We start from the raw sequence: 17445 nt of genomic DNA, 5'->3' as shown, positions 1-17445 counted from the left end.
GAATTATTTTCTAGAAACTGGAATCAAAATACTTCAATTCATCTTCCAAAATCATCTTGTAGGCGTACGATATCTTCCTCATCTGATGGATTGGATGCATCTGTATGCTGCCAAATCTCTGCCACCACCCCCCAATCTTCCAAGCCTATGAGGCGATGTCTCTCGCCTTGCTTTAATTTAATTTTGTCTCCCTCTACCAAGGTTTTGATTTCTTTTTCGGTATCACTGTCACTTGTTGCCACTGCTACCTTGCCTGCAACACATCTCCAAATCTCAGCTCTTCTAAAATGATATTGCCAACTTAACCGCTTAGCGGGTGCTACCAATAAAATCTTTGGGCTTAACTTTTCGGAAATCTTCAGGGATTCAAAATCTTCCTCTGGAAAAAATTCCTTTGCAAATTCAGCCGCCTGGCTTTCATCTAATACCAGAAAGCCTCCCCAAGGACGTTCTCTATCTTGTTTAATTATTTTAAATCCCAATTTATCCATAAGGGATTCCGCATAGTCGAATATTTCTTCTTTTGTTTTCATTTATATTTTGATTTCAAATCATTTGCTACCCAATGAAGAACCTGATCTAAATGGTCCATCAAATAAATCATTCTCTGTGACTTTTTTTGCTCTTCTATTTGTTTTTCTATTTCAATTACTTCATCACTAACTTCATGGATTCGAAGCATTTTGATGGATGGCTTGATCTTATGCGCCAATTTCCTCACCTGAACAAAATCGTTTTCCTTGAAAGCTTTTTTGGCTTGTTCCAATGAAATTAGTGTACTGGTCTGAAAGGTTTCAATCATTTTCTTTATGAATTCAGAATTTCCCTTTGAAATAGCAACCAATTCATCCAAGGAATAACGATCCGCTTGTTCTATTTCGCTATTTCTTTGGTGAGTTTCTTGAATAGATTTTACCTTGAAAAATTCCGAGAGCAAGTGTAACAATTCATTTTCCTGAAATGGTTTAGCCAAAAACCCATTCATTCCTTTTGAAAGATACTTCTCTTTATCACCTTTCATAGCAAATGCTGTAAGGGCAATAATTGGGACAGCTGAACCTAACTCCTCTCTAATAATTTTGGTTGCCTTAATCCCATCCATAACCGGCATCTGTACATCCATTAAAATTAAATCGTAGGAATTCATTCTGACTGCATTGACCGCATCTTCTCCATTAACTGCAGATTCAGTGATCATATCATGTTGTTCCAGAATAGTTGAAGCCACAAGTCTATTGAATTCATTATCGTCGACAATCAAAATCTTTTTTCCCTTGAAGGAAGCATGATTGATGGAAATAGGAATATCTTTTGGCAGATCATCCTCATTCCCCTTCAACAGGTTTAATTCAACAGAAATTTTTGACCCAATTCCTTTTTTTGACTCAATTTGCATCCTCCCTTCCATGAGTTGAATCAACTCTTTAGTAATGCTCAAGCCCAGTCCAGTCCCTCCATACTTCCTTGTGATAGTAGTATCTTCCTGCACATATTTTTCGAAATTGCTATTAATAAAAGATTCTTCCATTCCAATGCCAGTATCTTCTACTGTGAACTTTATCTTTTGCTCTCTGCTATTTTCCGAAACAAGATCGCACTGAAGATTTACCTTCCCTTTTTCAGTAAATTTGATTGCATTAGAAAGAAGGTTCAGAATAATTTGGCTTATTCGGATCGGATCTCCAATAAGCACTTCCCAAATTCTATCATCAAAGTTTTGAACAGAGAATTCTAAACCCTTACTTTCAGCCCTTTCATTCACCATTCCAAATGCATGTTCTATTAAATTCTTTGGTCTAAAACCAATCGACTCAATAGTCATTTTGCCAGCTTCAAGTTTTGATAAATCAAGGATATCTTTGATGATTACCATTAGATGGCTTGCGGAATTTTGAATAGCCTGAATGTATTTAATTTGTTGATTGTTGAGGTCAGTTTTTGCCAATTGTTCCCCCATTCCCACTATCGCATTCATAGGAGTTCTAATCTCATGACTCATATTTGCAAAAAAAGTCTCTTTTGCTCTTTTAGACTTTTCGGCCTCTTCTCTTTGCCTGATTAATTCTTCTTCCAGTCTTTTTTGATCGGTAATATCTAGATGAATCCCGATAGATCCGATTAAATCATTTTTATCATTATAATTTGGTGCACCGCTAATAAACCACCATCTAAATTCTCCATTGGGTCTCTGATATTTTAATTCATAGGAATCTGAAATACCTGTTTTCCTACTTTCAGATTTGCTAAGTAACCTTTGTTTGTCTGATTCATTCAACAAAAGATCAATGGCCTTTTTCCCTACCAAATCTTTCAATTCCCATCCGGCCATTTTACAAAATGTTTGATTCGCATGGAGCACATTTTCTTCCAGATCCACCTCAAGAAGTCCCAAATTCATATTTGAAATGATATTTCTGAATTTTTCCTCTTGTTGAAACAATCTTTTTTCCGACTGTTTTCTTTTTTGAACATTGACCAACATTTGGGCAAAGACAAACAAAAGCTCTACTTCTTTTTTGGAATAGGTATGTTGTTTATTTACCGAGTCAAAGCCTACAAATCCCATAAGATCATCTTTAAACATCATTGGGATTGCGATTAAGCTTTTAATGCCCTGAGGTTCTAAGATCTCATACAAACCTTGCATGCCCTTTTCTTTAAGCAGGGATACGTCTTCTACTGAAAATGACTGTCCTTTTGAGTGTACTTCATACCATTGAGGGACATATTCTAAAGGTACATTTTGAGTATTTTCTATTTCTTGGGAAATACCTCTAGCGCACCATTCATGGGTACAGGAGCAGGTAAATGCATTAAGATCATATGAAAAAATATAAGCTCTATCAGCATCTACAAATGCGCCTATTTTTTCTAAAGAAGCATTTATTCTTTCATCAACTTCCTCCAAATCAATATTGATATAAGTGGATGAAATATCAATTAATATGTTTTTTAGTTGTTCTTGACTTTCCAAAAGCGCTTCTGTCTCTTTTCGATCAGTGATATCAACTAAAATCCCATTCATTCTCACGGGTTCCCCATCTTCAAAAATTAACTTCCCTTTGTTTTGGACCCACTTTATCTTTTGGGAAGGGGTTTTAATTCGGTATTCTTTTGTATATTCTTTATTTTCATTCACCTCTTTAATGATATCATCTAAAATATGTAGGTCATCTGGGTGTATGGATTTGGCCCACCAGGATTGATCTTTCATCATAGTCTCCATATCCAATTCAAAAAGATCTTCAGCCGAAGGAGTAAAAAAGATTCCGTTCATTTCAGGATAGGTCACAGACCAAATAACATCTCTTAACTCATTCAACACACTTCCCAATTTATCATTAAGGTTGGTGAGCTCTTCTTCTGTGTTTTTTTGATCCGTAATATCCGAATGAGTTCCAATAATTTTTAAGGGAAGACCTTCATTATCTTTTTCTATTACAATGCCCCTATCTTTCACCCATCTGATACTGCCATCCTCATGAAGCATTCGATATTCCAGTTGATGCGAAGAAATTTTCCCTTCTCTGTACTTCTGATCGTTTTCTTCTAAAAGTTTTAAATCATCTTTAAATACGTGTGAATACCAAACTTCCTCAAGATTAGTATTTTGATCAAATTTGAGACCCAAAAAGTTTTTTGCTTTATTAGAAAAGATCGTTTTTCCGGTCCTGAAATCATACTCCCAGACATTATCACCAGAAAATTCCAACACCTGCCTGAATGTTTCTTCAAATTCTTTTATCTTTTTCTTAGATAATTTTTCTTCGGTAACATCTTCCAAAAGCGTAAAAAAATGAAGGAACCCCCCCTTCTTATCTAATACTACCTGACCATTAACTCGTGCCCAAAACCAAGTGCCATTTTTTCGATAATGCTTTAACTCAACTTTAAATGGTTCTTTTTTATAAAATGAATCCAGCATTATTTTCAGTTCGTGGTTCTCTGTCTCTTCTCCTTTCCCCATTTCTATTGGGGTCTTTCCTAAAACTTCATTCAACTCAAAACCAGTTAACTTTAAATAACCTTCATTCACATACGTAATTTGCCCATTTTCTTTCGTGAAAATAATTCCATCAGAATTGGCACTGGCTACATAAGATAAATTTTCAAGACTTTCTTTTTGGCTAGTAATTGTGTCAATTAATTCTTTTAAATCCGAGGTAACCAACTCTTGATTTTTAATCAAATGAAGTAGGTCCACTAATGGATCTAATGGAGCAAAATCCGAAATCGATAAATCATTCAAAACGAGTTCTTCTATCGAACTAAACCAGGGCGAACCTAGAAATAAAATCAGATCATTATCCTCAAAATACTCAAATTGACCTCGAAATAGGGTTCCGATATCTGACTTACGTTTTAATAAATAGGTCTTGGATTCGTTTTTAGTAAGGTTATTGAAATCAAACTTTACGTTTTTTGGCCTTTGAATCAGAAATAAATCCTCAAATGAAGTCCCTTTGACATCACCCATCAATTTAAAAAAACTAGGCCCAAAGAAACTTATAATACCATCCTTTGAAACAGCAAAATGAAATGGAAAGGTCCTGTCAATATGCCCTTTCTTAATTTCAATATGTAAATCATTTTTGCTCACCAAGCTACTTTAAATGCTTCATGATCATGCCCATTCTCCTTTCCAAAAATATGGTTGATTTCGACGGGCGTTTCAAACATTTTGCCAAGTCCGGAAATTAACCCTTTCATAAATCCTACCAGGCCTTCCCGTTTTGAATAGTAGTGAAGTACTAATGAATGATCCTCAATATCATCAATCATAAATTCAGGTGGAGTCAAATTTGGATAGATCAGCATGATCCGGTCATGAAATAAAGGAAGATTAATTAAAAATTCCTTTAAGTTGTTGCCTCCAGCTTTCATTAATCCTCCATATTTTTCAGTTCCTGTTTTTAAAATCCACCACTCTCCAAAAACAAACAATACCTCGTCAACCGAAATATTCAATTCGTCAGATGCAGCTTTAGCCAATTGATAAGTAACAGAATCATCATAAGGTTCGGTGCTGATAAAATAATCAATATCAGTTCCACTTTTCAATTTAATTATTTCCCATTTCTCCTTCCCGAAATTTGTGGTGATGAGCTCTTGGATAGATTTATTTACAAGTCCGTACATAGATTACCATTTATATTAGAAGAATAGCAGGGAAAACCAAGCCAATTAAATTTCCCCTTTTTTTCAAGGAAATGGCGATGTTTTAAACTATATATTTATTAATTATTCCAATATCTGGAAATATATTCCAAATATTGGATTTATTCTGTGTTAATTTCTCCCTCTTGGATCATTTTATATATGGTACTTTTCCCTATATCTAATGCCCTGGCTGTTTCGATTACATCCCCATTATTTTTTTTGAGATAGTAATTGACAATATCGCAGGTATGCTGCCTTAATGTTTTATTCTCCATCAAGAATACATTCTCTTTTTGAAGAGAAAAAAAACTGATATCATCCGCTTTGATTTCCTGACCATCTGCCATCACTGCAGCCAACTCAATGACTGCTTTGAGTTCTCTGATATTTCCTGGAAAAGGATATTTCAACAACTTATCTTTTGCATCAGCGGCAAGAGATAGTGAAGGGATCTTATTTATTTTCACAAATTCATCTATAAAATGCTTTGCCAAAATCAATACATCAGACCCCCTTTCACGCAAAGGTGGTAATTCAATCGGCAAGCCCATAATTCTAAAAAACAGGTCTTCCCGAAAATTTCCTTTTCTTACTTCCTCAGACAAATTCTTATGCGTCGCCGTAAGAATTCTAACATCCAGTTTTACCGGTTCATTTCCTCCAACTCTAGTTAATTCTCTTTCTTGCAGCACGCGAAGAAGTTTGGACTGAAGGTTTAGATCCATCTCTGCAATTTCATCCAGAAAAATAGTTCCCCCATTCGCCTCTTCAAACTTTCCGGCTTTACGACTAACAGCTCCGGTAAACGCACCTTTTTCATGCCCAAACAGTTCACTTTCAATTAGATCTTTTGGTATTGCTGCCATATTAACGGCTACGAAGCTTTTTTTCTTCCTATCACTATTATAGTGAATCGCTTTTGCTACTACCTCTTTACCGGTTCCGGTTTCGCCGGTAATCGAAACATTAATATTGGTTTTGATCGCTTTTTCGATGAGAGAAAAAATACGTTTCAGAACCGGACTATTTCCAAGGATAGTTTTTTCAAATGAAAATTTCTGCCCCAATTCCTCCTTCAAAATCTCCACTTCTTTTTTAAGTGATTGATTTTCCCTGATTTTAATGACACTGTTCCAAAGAAGATCTTTTGTGGTATCATCTTTTACCAGATAATCATTAACCCCAGCTTTTAATAAACCTACCGCCACACTTATATCCTCTTGCGAACTAATCACCACTACCGGTATAGTGGGGTTATATTCTTTAATCTTTTGAAAAAGTTTATCTCCTGACAAATCAGGCAAGGAAAAATCCACAGTGATTAAGTCTGGCTTTTCATGAAGCTTTAACAAACAAGCTTTAGCAGTAGAAAATAAAGTCACTTCATAATCTGGGTTCAGACTCAAATGGTACTCCAAAATCTGACCGTACCATGGATCGTCTTCTACTATAAATATTTTAAACTGGCTCATCCCATTTCATTTTTTTCCAAGATAAAAAAAAGGGCTTGGAACAGATACATTTTTTGGAATAATTTCCATTTTCTGGAAATACAAGCTCTTATATTTTTATTAAATATTTGATTTTCAATTGTTTAATAATTTGGATTAGGGTTTGAATAATTGTTGGCACACCGTAAAAACAACTAAAATGAAATCTTTACAAAATCAAAGGATAGACATTGAAATCAGCCAATTGCTTCAAAATGCATTGGATTATAATCCAGAAATCCATCATCAATACGCAATAGTAATTCCTTGCTACAATGAAGAAAAAAGGTTTGCCTATCAAGAATTCAAAACTTTTGCACAGAAGCATCCCGAAGTTTTATTATGTCTTGTCAATGATGGTAGTAAAGACAGAACACTTGCGGTATTAAGAGGCATCCAAACAGAAAGTCCTGGCAACATTGTCGTGTTTGACATGCCACAAAATGGGGGTAAATCAGAAGCTGTGAGACAAGGTATGTTGTTCGTTCATAAGAACTATAATTCCAAACTAATTGGATTTTTAGATGCTGATTTGGCAACTCACCCTGAAGAATGGTTGCTGATGGCAAAATACAAGGAAGCGCATCCAAAATTTGGAGCAATAGTAGGTAGTAGAATTCAGCGATTAGGAGCTGAAATTAACCGGGATGACAGCAGGTCTTTTGCCAGCAAAATGATCAAGAAAATTATCAAATCAATCTTGAAAGCAAATTTTCAAGACACTCAATGTGGAGCCAAAATTTTCCAGAGAAATCTTGTCCCATTTCTTTTCAAAAATAATTTTCAAACTCCTTGGCTTTTTGATGTTGAGATTTTTCTAAGACTTCAGGAAAAATTTGGGAAGACTACCTTACAAAAAGGAGTTTTAGAATACCCACTTCTTCAATGGTCAGAAATAGGTGATTCCCGGCTTAAGCTAAAAGATACGATCAAAATCCCATTGCAATTATTAGGGCTTTATTATCACTATCAAGTGAAAAAGAAGCCAAAGAGTATAATGAATAAGAAACTACTTACACTTTCAATTCAACCGAATTAATTAAATCAAAAAATCTATGAAAAATAAGAACAATTACGTCGCAATCATGGCTGGAGGAGTTGGAAGCAGATTTTGGCCCATGAGTAAAACAAGTTATCCCAAGCAATTTTTGGATATCCTCAATACTGGAAAAACGTTGATTCAATCAACTTACGACCGGTTTTCAACATTCATTCCTGAAGAAAATATTTTTATAGTGACTTCAGCGGAATATGTCTCAATAGTAAGAGAACAATTACCTCAGCTCCCAATAGAAAACATTGTGGCTGAACCAGAAAGAAAAAATACGGCTGCCTGTGTCGCTTACATGTCCTTCAAATTGAAGAAAATGAATCCCAAAGCAAATATGATTGTGGCTCCTAGCGATCATTTGATTGCAGACTTAGACTTATTTTCAAATACCTGTAAAAAAGCACTTGACTATACAGCAAGACATTATGCGTTTGTCACTTTAGGGATTAAGCCAGATCATCCAAATACCGGATATGGTTACATCCAATTTGACACAGAAAGGAATACAAACGGTGTATTTAAAGTAAATCGATTTACGGAAAAACCTGATTTAAAAACTGCTAAAGAATTTTTATCAGAAGGAAATTACCTATGGAATTCCGGTATATTTATCTGGAAAGCAGAAGATATAGTTGATGCTTTTTGGGAGCATTTCAAGTTTATGTATGACCTTTTCCAAGAAATAGAAAGCGATTTAAATACCGATAGAGAGGCAAAGGCCATTGGTGAGGTTTATTCCAAATGTCCCTCTACGTCTATCGATTATGCAATCATGGAGAAAGCAAACAATGTCTTCCTGATACCTTCTGAATTCACCTGGAATGATTTGGGAACCTGGAATAGTGCTTATGATAATTTTTCGAAAGACAAGGAAATGAATGCAAGCAATAGTAACAGCGCCATTTTAGTGGATAGTAAGGGATGCTTAGTTCATTCCAATGAACAAAAACTTATGGTAATTGGAGGATTAGAAGATTTAATTATCGTCAATACCCCAGAGGCTCTTTTGATTTGTAAAAAAGAAAATGAGCAACATATCAAGGAGTATGTTGCGAAAGTAAAAGAAGTAAAGGGCATCTTATATATCTAATCTGCTAATTGTCATAAAGTGAAAAATCAAGACCACATGCTTTGGAGTGAATTTCTAGGGAAAAGGCTTCTACTCGTCGCCTTATCCCTAGGTCTCCTAACCCATGGTATTATTGTCTATTTCACTTTACCGCAAACATATGATGCATATGTTCATATGTTCTTTGCGGACCATTATTCAAGGTTTTGGTTTGAACCTTGGGAATACCGATGGTACACCGGGTTTTTAACTATAAGCTATCCTCCTTTAGTTCATCAGCTTCTAGCTCTAATCAGCAAAGTATTCCCTCTAAAAATTGCTTTTAGTATCTATGCTATTGCAATTTTTGAAGCACTGATTATTGGGATCTATCGATTTACCAAGATGTTCTATTCCAAGCAAACCGCTGGTGTCGCATCTATTTTGGCTGTCGTGCTCAGCTCATTAGTTGAAACCCTTCATGTATATGGCCAGGTGCCTACCCTCACAGGTCTTGCTTTTTTACTAAATGCCATTCCTTTCTTATATCAATATATTAAAACCTCAGATTGGAGATACCTAGTCATGTCGCTGGCATTCATCGCAGTGACTGTTAGCTCCCATCATGTTACAGCAATTTTTGGAATGGTCTTTTTTATAGCTCCCGCTATGTTGATGGCAGGTGTAGATAGCAATCCAGAATTGGGAAAGAAAAACCTATTCGGAAGATTTCTTCCAGACCTACTCGTTGTTGCTTGGAAGAAAAAGAAAGAAATCCTCTTTTTTGGATTCGGTACGATCTTTCTGGCCATTTCACTGATTTTTCCTTATTGGTACTGGAGCCGAACTGATCCAATAACCCAAGTATCTATACCTCACGGGTCACGTGATAATTTTCTTGAAGAAACTAGTTCTGGACTTGTTTTTTATGTGATTCCTCTCCTATTGATTTTCGCCCTTTTACCAGCGATCTCATACCTAATCACTCGTAAGAAAAGACATTTGGGCTGGGCTGTATCCTTTTTTACATGTCTGCTTTTAGGAAGTGGCGGCACCACGCCCTTACCGAAATTGTTATTGGGCGAAAACGCATTCAATATCCTTACTCTAGATCGTTTTGGCTTTTGGGCTTCTATCATTGCTATTCCATATATCAGTCATTTTTTAGTGTCCTTTTTAGGGGGAAATATTAAGAAATATTGGACTGAAAAATATGGAGAAACTTCTCATTTTCTTATCTCAGGGCTTAGTGGTTTTTCATATCTCCTTTTCATCATTTACATTTTTCATTTGGCAAGTTTTCGTCCTCTACAACCAAAGTCTGTAGAAATCGAGCCTATCATCAACTTCTTAAACAGAGATGATCATATGAGATGGAGATATCTAACACTAGGCTTTGGAGATCAAATGGCTTGGCTTTCTTCCAATACCTTAGCTGCAACGATCGATGGAAACTACCATTCTGCAAGAAGACTTCCTGAGATGACTTCCCGAGCCGTAGAGCGGCTAGAAAATGCAAAGTACCTAATGGAAGAAGGAATGGCCTCTTTAAATGACTTCCTGACTTTAGCTGAAAAGTATCAGCTCAAATATGTTTTTAGTAATGATCGTTATTATGATCCTCTATTATTTTATTCAGGGTGGAACAGAACAATCCGGCTGGAAAATGGAATCATGGTTTGGGAAAAAGGAAATATTTCCACCATTCAACCCATCAAGCCAACAGAACTGAATCCATTATTGAAAAAAGCTTGGGGTATTTTACCTGTAAGCACACTTCTGGTAGCCATAGGGCTAACTTTCGTTTATCTATTTCACTTCAAAAAAACTCAAGAGGAGCTTTTGGCGGATGAAGAAGTAAATAGGTATCCCAAACCTGTGATTTATTCCTCAGCTTGGCTTCCTTTCGTGCTATTCAGCAGTTTTTTGATTTACCAAATCTATGAACTTCTGTTAATCGATGAGCAAAAAGATCCCTCAACTACTATCTATTCCCATTTCAACCATCTGGATTTTCAGCGTTTCGAAGAGGCATTCAAATTCTTTAAACCAGGTCCCGAATACAGTCTTGATCAGTATCTTCTCGAAAAATCAGTTAGTGACGGAGGACTCCTTCCTTCTTTCGCCAAGCTCGATGGACTTCAAATTGACACGTTGGAGATAAAGGATAATTCAGCAAAAATGAATGTTCATAGCACTTGGAGAACTTCCCTAGGACCTAGGGAAAAAGAGGAGCAGATGAACCTTGAGAAGATCGATAATAAATGGTTCATAACTCCTCCCAAATTAGAAATTGATATTCCTGAAGAGCAGGTGATCACCTATACTTATACCTTATTTAAAAAAATGGGAAAACGAGTTGTCAGTAGTTTCCCAACAGTAAAAGATGATCGAATAAAAAAACCTTTTGCAGGTTTCTATCAAGCGAATTTGATCCAGATTGGCGAAGAGTTAAATCTCACCGGTGAATTGATCAATGCGGATAATATTCCTATTACGCTCGCACTCAAAGCAGTACTTACCTATGAAAATGACAGTACTGCAACCTTTTTTCCGCAAAGAAATATCCATTACAATTTAGCCCCTAAAGCTTCAACCTGGTTTCAACTTCCCTTGGGTTCCCAATCCACTGACGGAGACAAAAAAATCAAATCCATCTCCTTAGAACTTGAAACTGACATCAGTGAGCGAGGATATATTAGAGGAGGAGAGTTAACCTATAAATTGCTCACTGAAAATTCCAGTGAATCAGTTTTTGAAGCTTCTATGAAAAACCCTTTTACAGGTGAAATCACCATTCCAGGGGTATTAATTTCTGAAAAAGATTCACTTGGAAGGATTCTTCAAGTAGAACTTTGGACGCATCCTAAGTCAATCAGAAGTGGACTTGAAGGGACGTTTGAAATTCCGCTTCAAAAATTAGAGGCAAGATCTAAAGTCCTTAACGACTTTCCCATAAACTTGAAAATAAACGGGCAGGATAGGGAATTGCTTGAAAACAAGCCAGTGTCTAAAGAAAGAATCAGCTTCTTACCTCATTGTTTTTTGTCCCAAGAAATCTATCTCCAATGAAAAGGACATTCCTACAAATCGCGTTAAGTTTGGCTCTTCTTGGATGTCAAAAAGGGCAAGTTAAAAAACCTATCATATTAAATCCTCAATCCGAGATTGTGGTAAATCAGGATAGCCTGTTGTTTGAAGTAGAAGGAGTAAATTGGACAGCATGGGTAAACACGCCTGTACAGGTAATTTATCCTCAGTTGACTCGGATTAATAATCAAATAACTCTAAGAATAAACCCAAGTGAAGGAGTAATCGAAGGGCAGGCTTTTCTTACACTTCAGCGAGATGAAAATCAATTTATCTATCCTATTTCCCTCAAAAACCAAGAGGCAAAAGGTCAACTTCAAGACTTAAGAAGTCCAAAAACTGTCAATACAGACTCCTCCATGATTCAACAGCAGGTTTTATACGCTTTTGATCATTCAGGAAACTTATCAGAGTTGGAAGAGGGGGTTTTCTTTAAGGAAAACTATCTGGAATTATTCCCCAATGCAGGAACGTTCCAAGGCTTGACTTCTACTGCGGTTTCTAGCTTTTATGTGGATCCAGGCACGGTGAAAGAAATTCCATTGACTTACTCTTTAAACAAGTATAACCAAACAGTGGAAATCAAAGCAGGACCATTAAAGGACCGATATAATAATTCTGTCTCTAATGGCACTCTTGCTATTTTTTTCCTCGAAAAAGGAAAAGAGCAAAAAAGAATCGAGACAGTTGTGCAAGATTCCTATTGCCAATTGACTATGCCTCTTTCTGAAGTTGAAAATGGGAGCCTAAAAGTTAAAATTGCCCAGGTTTATTCTCTAAGTCTAATTATTCAGCAGCCATGACTAGATGGATATTTTTAGGTTTTTTATTGATTGTCGGAGTCTTGCTCGTGTCTATGGCGCGAGTTCAGAAAAAGAATGATGAAATTCCTTATTTCCTAAGATATGATTCATTGGCTGCAAATGCCAATCCAAGGATTGAGTTAAAGGTAGAATCTTCAATAGATCCTTCCGAAGAGCAGCTTGAAAAATTGGTGACAGATTATGCAGCAATCTGGGCACATCTCAACCGATTATTCCAGGATCCAGATCCAAAACCAAGCAAAGAAAGATTAACAGAGCGTTTCTATTTACACCTTGCGAATAATTATGTGGATGGACCTTCCAGTTCCATTAAAAGAAAAGACCTAAGTCATTTCATACAGATAAAAACCTGGTCTAAGGATGGTTTGTCCTGCAATATCTTGGATCAAAACGCTGAGTTTAGCTTCGAATTTCCTGATGGAACAATTCAAAAAACAAATTATTCAATCGCAGTGAGTCTTCTATTTCAGGGAGATAACTGGAGATTGGATGCAATCAGATTTATTGAAGAAAAAAATTAAAAATACCTCCTTATGAAATTAGCTTTCATTACACCCTATCCTCCGAGTCAAGTAACACTAAATGAATATGGGTACCATTTGACCAGAAGTTTTCTTGGAAAAAAAGGAATAGAGAAAATTTATATCCTTACAAATAACCTAGAAGATAACAGCGAATATTCTCGATATGCCACAGAAGGATTAGAAATCATTCCTTGCTGGGACTTTGATAGTTGGTTTACCGTTTTAAATCTTAGGAAAAAACTCAAAGAACTAAAGCCCGATGCCGTAATTCTAAATCTTCAATTCATGACATTTGGCGCTGGAAAAATTCCGGCAGCTCTTGGACTTTTGACTCCTTGGATGTGTAAGCTACTTGGTATTCCCTCTGTCGTGATTCTTCACAATATCACAGAAACCGTAAAATTAGATACTATTGGGATGGCTGACAGCAAGTTCAAAGGGAACCTATTCCTTTGGATCGGCGAGCAACTCACAAAATTTATTCTTAAAGCGGATTTGGTCGGGGTAACAATTTCTCAATATGTCACGATTCTTAAAGAAAAATACAAAGCTCAAAATGTAGTTCTTCTTCCTCATGGAAATTTCGAGTTACCGGAAAGAAATTATGTTCCTGAAAACTCCGATGAAATTAATCTGATGGCCTTTGGCAAGTTTGGGACCTACAAAAAAGCAGAAGTCATGATCGATGCCATGGAAATTCTGCAGAAGAAATACCCCAATCTGAAATTCACATCTACTGTTGCAGGCACAGACAACCCGAATGTCAAAGGATATATAGATAGCTTAAAAAGCAAATACTCTCATTTACCAAATGTGGAATATACCGGATACATCCCTGAGGAAAAAGTGTCTCAGATTTTCTGGGATAGCACCTTTGTAATTTTTCCTTACACCACCACAACCGGAAGTTCAGGTATTCTTCACCAGGCTGGAAGCTATGGAAGAGCCTGTATTTTACCAAAAATTGATGACTTGGAGCGAGTTGTGGAAGAGGAAGGGTATGGGGGAGCTTACTTCGAAACAGATAATGCAGAAAGTCTTTCAAATGCTGTATCAAGTCTCATAGAAAATCCTGAAAAAAGGAAACAGATCGAAGATCAAAATTACAAGGCAGCTAAAGGTTTGCCAATGGGCGAACTTGCTCAATGGTATTTAAGTCATATTCAAAAGCTTTTAAAAAAGTAAAATATGAGACTACTCAACAAGGGCATTGAAAGCTTTCTTCATTTTTTCTTTCCCATTTTCAAAAAATGGCTGGCTTATGACGTTTATGCCTATTTGGCTGTGGGAGCGATCAACACTGCTTTAAACATCCTATTATTTGCTATTTTATATGAATTTATCCTCCCGAAAGAGGGCTGGCTGATCCAAGGGTATACCATAGCTTCTTATACGATCGCATTATTTATTGCTTTTTTTGCAACTATTCCGACTGGGTTTTGGCTCAGTAAAAATTTTGCATTTAAGAGCGCCTCATCTGGGGCTAAGAAAACTACCAAACAGCTTTTTAAATACATTTTGGTGGTAGGACAAGGACTTGGAAGTGATTACCTCATACTCAAAGGGTTGATTCTTTTTGCGTCCATGGAGCCAACAGTAGCGAAGATCTTTTCAACAGTGATTGTCTTGACAGTAAATTTCCTGCTTCAAAAATATTTCACCTTTAAAAAGTAACCCAATTTTAAATTATTTCCAAAATATGGAATTAAAAGTAACTTATTCTATTTTTTGGAAAACAGCAAAAAATATTACACTGATTTTCAATTAGTTACGAATTGGCTTGTCTATTGAAATTACTTTGATGATTAAAAATCAAAGTCATGAAAAATAAGACGATTCCCTACTTTCAACTGCTGATAATTTGGACTTTAGTGACAAGTTTAAGTCACTCAGTTTTTAGTCAAGAGGTAGGAAATAAAAACTGCCCTGATATCTATAAGAGAAATAATGGTAATGGACAACAGGTAACTGAATTTGCTTCTAACATTAGCCCGGCAAGTATTTACTATTTAAGTGCTCTTTCCAAATTCAACCAAGGAAACTTCACCTTTGGCTGGGGTGCACCAATTATTAACCCACCTGTAATAACCAAATCTTGGATTACCGACACAGGTGGGAATAATTATTTGGATTGGGAATTTGGTAATAATGAAACAGGAAGCCCATTTAATCCTCCTGGGATTCCCAGTGGGAATGAAGTGAAATATACTTTTTATAAAAACAATCTCCCGACTGCTGGTTTGATCACACTCGAACTCACCGATCCATTTGATAATCAACCCATCTGCACCTGCACCTATCCTTTGACTTCAGGATCCTCAACAGAGGTAAATTTAGTAAGTCAGGAAAACCTACGGGTAAGCTCTGGAAATGATGGAGGTTTAGAAAGTAGAAGCTTGGGAACTGCAGTAGTGGAACAGGTTTTTGATCGATATAGCAACGGAAATGAACCGTTAGATTATAGGAAACAGCAAAGCCTTAAAAATTACAAGAAAGCTAAAATTGATGGGATACAGCTTTCAGCTCTCCTACCGAATGAAGAAGTTTTAGGAGCTGACTTCACAGGCTACCTTTCCAGCCCCACTGAATTATTGGATATTACAAATGCGGAAGAAGTGATTTCAGTAGATTACCTGAAGCAAGGGAATAATCTTGCTACTTTTTTTGCAACCAAAACGTCTACCAGCGTATATGAACATTCCAAATACGTGTGTGATCGACTGAAAGGATCTGAGATCCTGGCTATAGATAGCATAAAAATAGATAGCTTCTATATGATTCGGAGTTTGTTGAAACCCGTTTCCGGTTTGAATGAATATGCCATCTCTTTCTCTATTGGAATCAACGAAAATTCAAATGAGTTTCATTTACAGTCAGCCTGGCTTTTGGAAGACTATCTTTCTGAGGAAAGCTTTTATAATTTTCAATTCTGGAGTGCAGACGGAAAACTTCTTCAATCAATGATTGAAAATGTCATTTACCAATTGAAAAGCTTTGGTAAACTTACACAAACAGTATCTAAAACAAATCCTGGAATTTTTGTTAGTAAAGCTAGCAGAAGCGAATCAGATCCAAGTAAAGTGGAACTGAAAGTTTGGAATAGAACCCTGAAAAATTCAGCTACCATCCAACTAACTGCAAAGCCAAATGAAAACTCTCAAAATCATGAAGTCAATACCAAAGAGATAGATTTGGTTCCTATGGGGACCTCAACGATAGAGGTAGATGCAAAGGATTATGCTGAGGTTGCAATTGATCTTATAGATAATAATATCAAAAAAGATTACCTCTATCAAAGTGATGGGATTTGGGCACATTATCTTCCTGAGGGAGGGCAATTGATCCAATATCAAATTGACAATGGTGGAGATTTTAAATTTAAAGACGGAGACTATCCTATTTTTAGGAATATAGAGTTCGCTTCAGCAGGATCAGATTATGCTACTGTCTACAAAACAATCAGAGGCGGCGCAATACCTGCAGATGTAAGTTCGTATGATTATCTAAATTTTACTGCCTCTGGAAAGGGAAAAATGACAATCCGATTGATCAAAAAATCTGTACAGAATTTTGATTCTCACTACAGCTATTCATTTGAATTAAAAGAGGAGGAAAAGACCTATAGTATTCCGATCAATCGCTTTATTTCCAATGAGTTTTCAGAAAAGGTAAATCTAAATGATTTAGTGATTTTATCTTTCACCTCTGAAAACAAAGGAGCTATAGAGATGAATCTTAGCAGTATTCGATTTTCAAATGAAAAGGAAGTCACTGCAAGCTCAGAAGGAGAGATTAAAGTGTACCCAAACCCATTTCAAGAACAAACGACCATTCTTTTTGAGTCTCAATTTGGAGGAAAGATGCAACTGGGTATCTATCAAATTGATTCAGGAAATCTAGTTGAAAGTCAGATTATCGAAACGAAACCTGGACAAAATCAAAAACCACTTGAATTTGGAAGAGGAATGAAAAAAGGACTATATGTTTTAAAGATTTCCTCTAATCTGGAAGCGCACACCTCAAAATTATTGATCCAGTAAAGACCCTAAAAAATCAGATAAGAAAAACTATATATAAGTTAAAATGAAAATAACTAGCCTTGGATTTTATCCAGGGCTATTAACGTTCAATTGAATTGATCTCTTATAAGGGCTTTGGATCCAATTATTGAAAGTTACTTAAACATAAGAAGATGGCTTTCCAATGACCAAATTTGAAATTAAATGGAAATATGCTTGCATAGCATTGTCCCACATTT

12 protein-coding genes are annotated in these 17445 nt (G+C 36.2%); 8 read left to right on the top strand and 4 right to left on the bottom strand.

All coding sequences use genetic code 11. The annotated features are described in order from the left end of the window. Positions 1–38 precede the first annotated feature (38 nt). From AAGF08_RS04940 to AAGF08_RS04925, 4 genes are all read right to left on the bottom strand, one after another. Positions 39–533, bottom strand: coding sequence for a phosphoheptose isomerase (locus AAGF08_RS04940; RefSeq protein WP_343509972.1), 495 nt, complete (start codon positions 531–533; stop codon positions 39–41). Continuing rightward, complete coding sequence (locus AAGF08_RS04935) at positions 530–4600, bottom strand: PAS domain S-box protein (protein ID WP_343509971.1); 4071 nt, start codon at positions 4598–4600, stop codon at positions 530–532. The genes AAGF08_RS04940 and AAGF08_RS04935 overlap by 4 nt, the downstream gene beginning before the upstream one ends. Further along, positions 4597–5139: a heme NO-binding domain-containing protein gene (locus AAGF08_RS04930; RefSeq protein ID WP_343509970.1), complete on the bottom strand. Its 543-nt coding sequence runs from the start codon at positions 5137–5139 to the stop codon at positions 4597–4599. The genes AAGF08_RS04935 and AAGF08_RS04930 overlap by 4 nt, the downstream gene beginning before the upstream one ends. Before the next feature lie 140 nt (positions 5140–5279). Further along, a complete protein-coding gene (locus AAGF08_RS04925) occupies positions 5280–6632 on the bottom strand; it encodes a sigma-54 dependent transcriptional regulator (RefSeq protein WP_343509969.1) in 1353 nt (450 codons plus the stop codon). A 178-nt stretch (positions 6633–6810) separates the two neighbouring features. Between AAGF08_RS04925 and AAGF08_RS04920 the strand changes: the two genes are divergently transcribed. The 8 genes from AAGF08_RS04920 (at position 6811) to AAGF08_RS04885 (ending at position 17227) form a co-directional block, all read left to right on the top strand. Beyond that, complete coding sequence (locus AAGF08_RS04920; RefSeq protein WP_343509968.1) at positions 6811–7689, top strand: glycosyltransferase; 879 nt, start codon at positions 6811–6813, stop codon at positions 7687–7689. A 16-nt stretch (positions 7690–7705) separates the two neighbouring features. Further along, the gene (locus AAGF08_RS04915; RefSeq protein ID WP_343509967.1) at positions 7706–8791 is read left to right on the top strand and encodes a mannose-1-phosphate guanylyltransferase; all 1086 of its coding nucleotides are present in this window, start codon (positions 7706–7708) and stop codon (positions 8789–8791) included. Between the two features lie 18 nt (positions 8792–8809). After that, positions 8810–11821, top strand: coding sequence for a hypothetical protein (locus AAGF08_RS04910; protein ID WP_343509965.1), 3012 nt, complete (start codon positions 8810–8812; stop codon positions 11819–11821). Continuing rightward, complete coding sequence (locus tag AAGF08_RS04905; protein ID WP_343509964.1) at positions 11818–12642, top strand: hypothetical protein; 825 nt, start codon at positions 11818–11820, stop codon at positions 12640–12642. Before AAGF08_RS04910 ends, AAGF08_RS04905 begins: the two co-directional genes overlap by 4 nt. Then, positions 12639–13184 (top strand): hypothetical protein, encoded by a 546-nt coding sequence (locus AAGF08_RS04900; protein ID WP_343509963.1) that lies wholly within the window; start codon positions 12639–12641, stop codon positions 13182–13184. The genes AAGF08_RS04905 and AAGF08_RS04900 overlap by 4 nt, the downstream gene beginning before the upstream one ends. A 12-nt stretch (positions 13185–13196) precedes the next feature. Next, positions 13197–14372, top strand: a complete 1176-nt coding sequence (locus tag AAGF08_RS04895) for a glycosyltransferase (RefSeq protein WP_343509962.1) — start codon at positions 13197–13199, stop codon at positions 14370–14372. Between the two features lie 3 nt (positions 14373–14375). Beyond that, complete coding sequence (locus tag AAGF08_RS04890; RefSeq protein ID WP_343509960.1) at positions 14376–14861, top strand: GtrA family protein; 486 nt, start codon at positions 14376–14378, stop codon at positions 14859–14861. A gap of 146 nt (positions 14862–15007) precedes the next feature. Beyond that, positions 15008–17227 carry a T9SS type A sorting domain-containing protein gene (locus tag AAGF08_RS04885; RefSeq protein ID WP_343509957.1) on the top strand — a complete coding sequence of 740 codons (2220 nt, stop codon included), beginning with the start codon at positions 15008–15010 and terminating at the stop codon, positions 17225–17227. Positions 17228–17445 lie beyond the last annotated feature (218 nt).

It is taken from the genome of Algoriphagus sp. SE2 (assembly GCF_039563885.1).
Classification (GTDB): Bacteria; Bacteroidota; Bacteroidia; order Cytophagales; family Cyclobacteriaceae; genus Algoriphagus.
This window is presented reverse-complemented; position numbering and strand designations above follow the sequence as displayed.

Coding starts and splice junctions, on each gene's coding strand:
- AAGF08_RS04940 (WP_343509972.1), bottom strand. CDS start 533: ATGAAAACAAAAGAAGAAATATTCGACTATGCGGAATCCCTTATGGAT.
- AAGF08_RS04930 (WP_343509970.1), bottom strand. CDS start 5,139: ATGTACGGACTTGTAAATAAATCTATCCAAGAGCTCATCACCACAAAT.
- AAGF08_RS04925 (WP_343509969.1), bottom strand. CDS start 6,632: ATGAGCCAGTTTAAAATATTTATAGTAGAAGACGATCCATGGTACGGT.
- AAGF08_RS04920 (WP_343509968.1), top strand. CDS start 6,811: ATGAAATCTTTACAAAATCAAAGGATAGACATTGAAATCAGCCAATTG.
- AAGF08_RS04915 (WP_343509967.1), top strand. CDS start 7,706: ATGAAAAATAAGAACAATTACGTCGCAATCATGGCTGGAGGAGTTGGA.
- AAGF08_RS04905 (WP_343509964.1), top strand. CDS start 11,818: ATGAAAAGGACATTCCTACAAATCGCGTTAAGTTTGGCTCTTCTTGGA.
- AAGF08_RS04900 (WP_343509963.1), top strand. CDS start 12,639: ATGACTAGATGGATATTTTTAGGTTTTTTATTGATTGTCGGAGTCTTG.
- AAGF08_RS04895 (WP_343509962.1), top strand. CDS start 13,197: ATGAAATTAGCTTTCATTACACCCTATCCTCCGAGTCAAGTAACACTA.
- AAGF08_RS04890 (WP_343509960.1), top strand. CDS start 14,376: ATGAGACTACTCAACAAGGGCATTGAAAGCTTTCTTCATTTTTTCTTT.
- AAGF08_RS04885 (WP_343509957.1), top strand. CDS start 15,008: ATGAAAAATAAGACGATTCCCTACTTTCAACTGCTGATAATTTGGACT.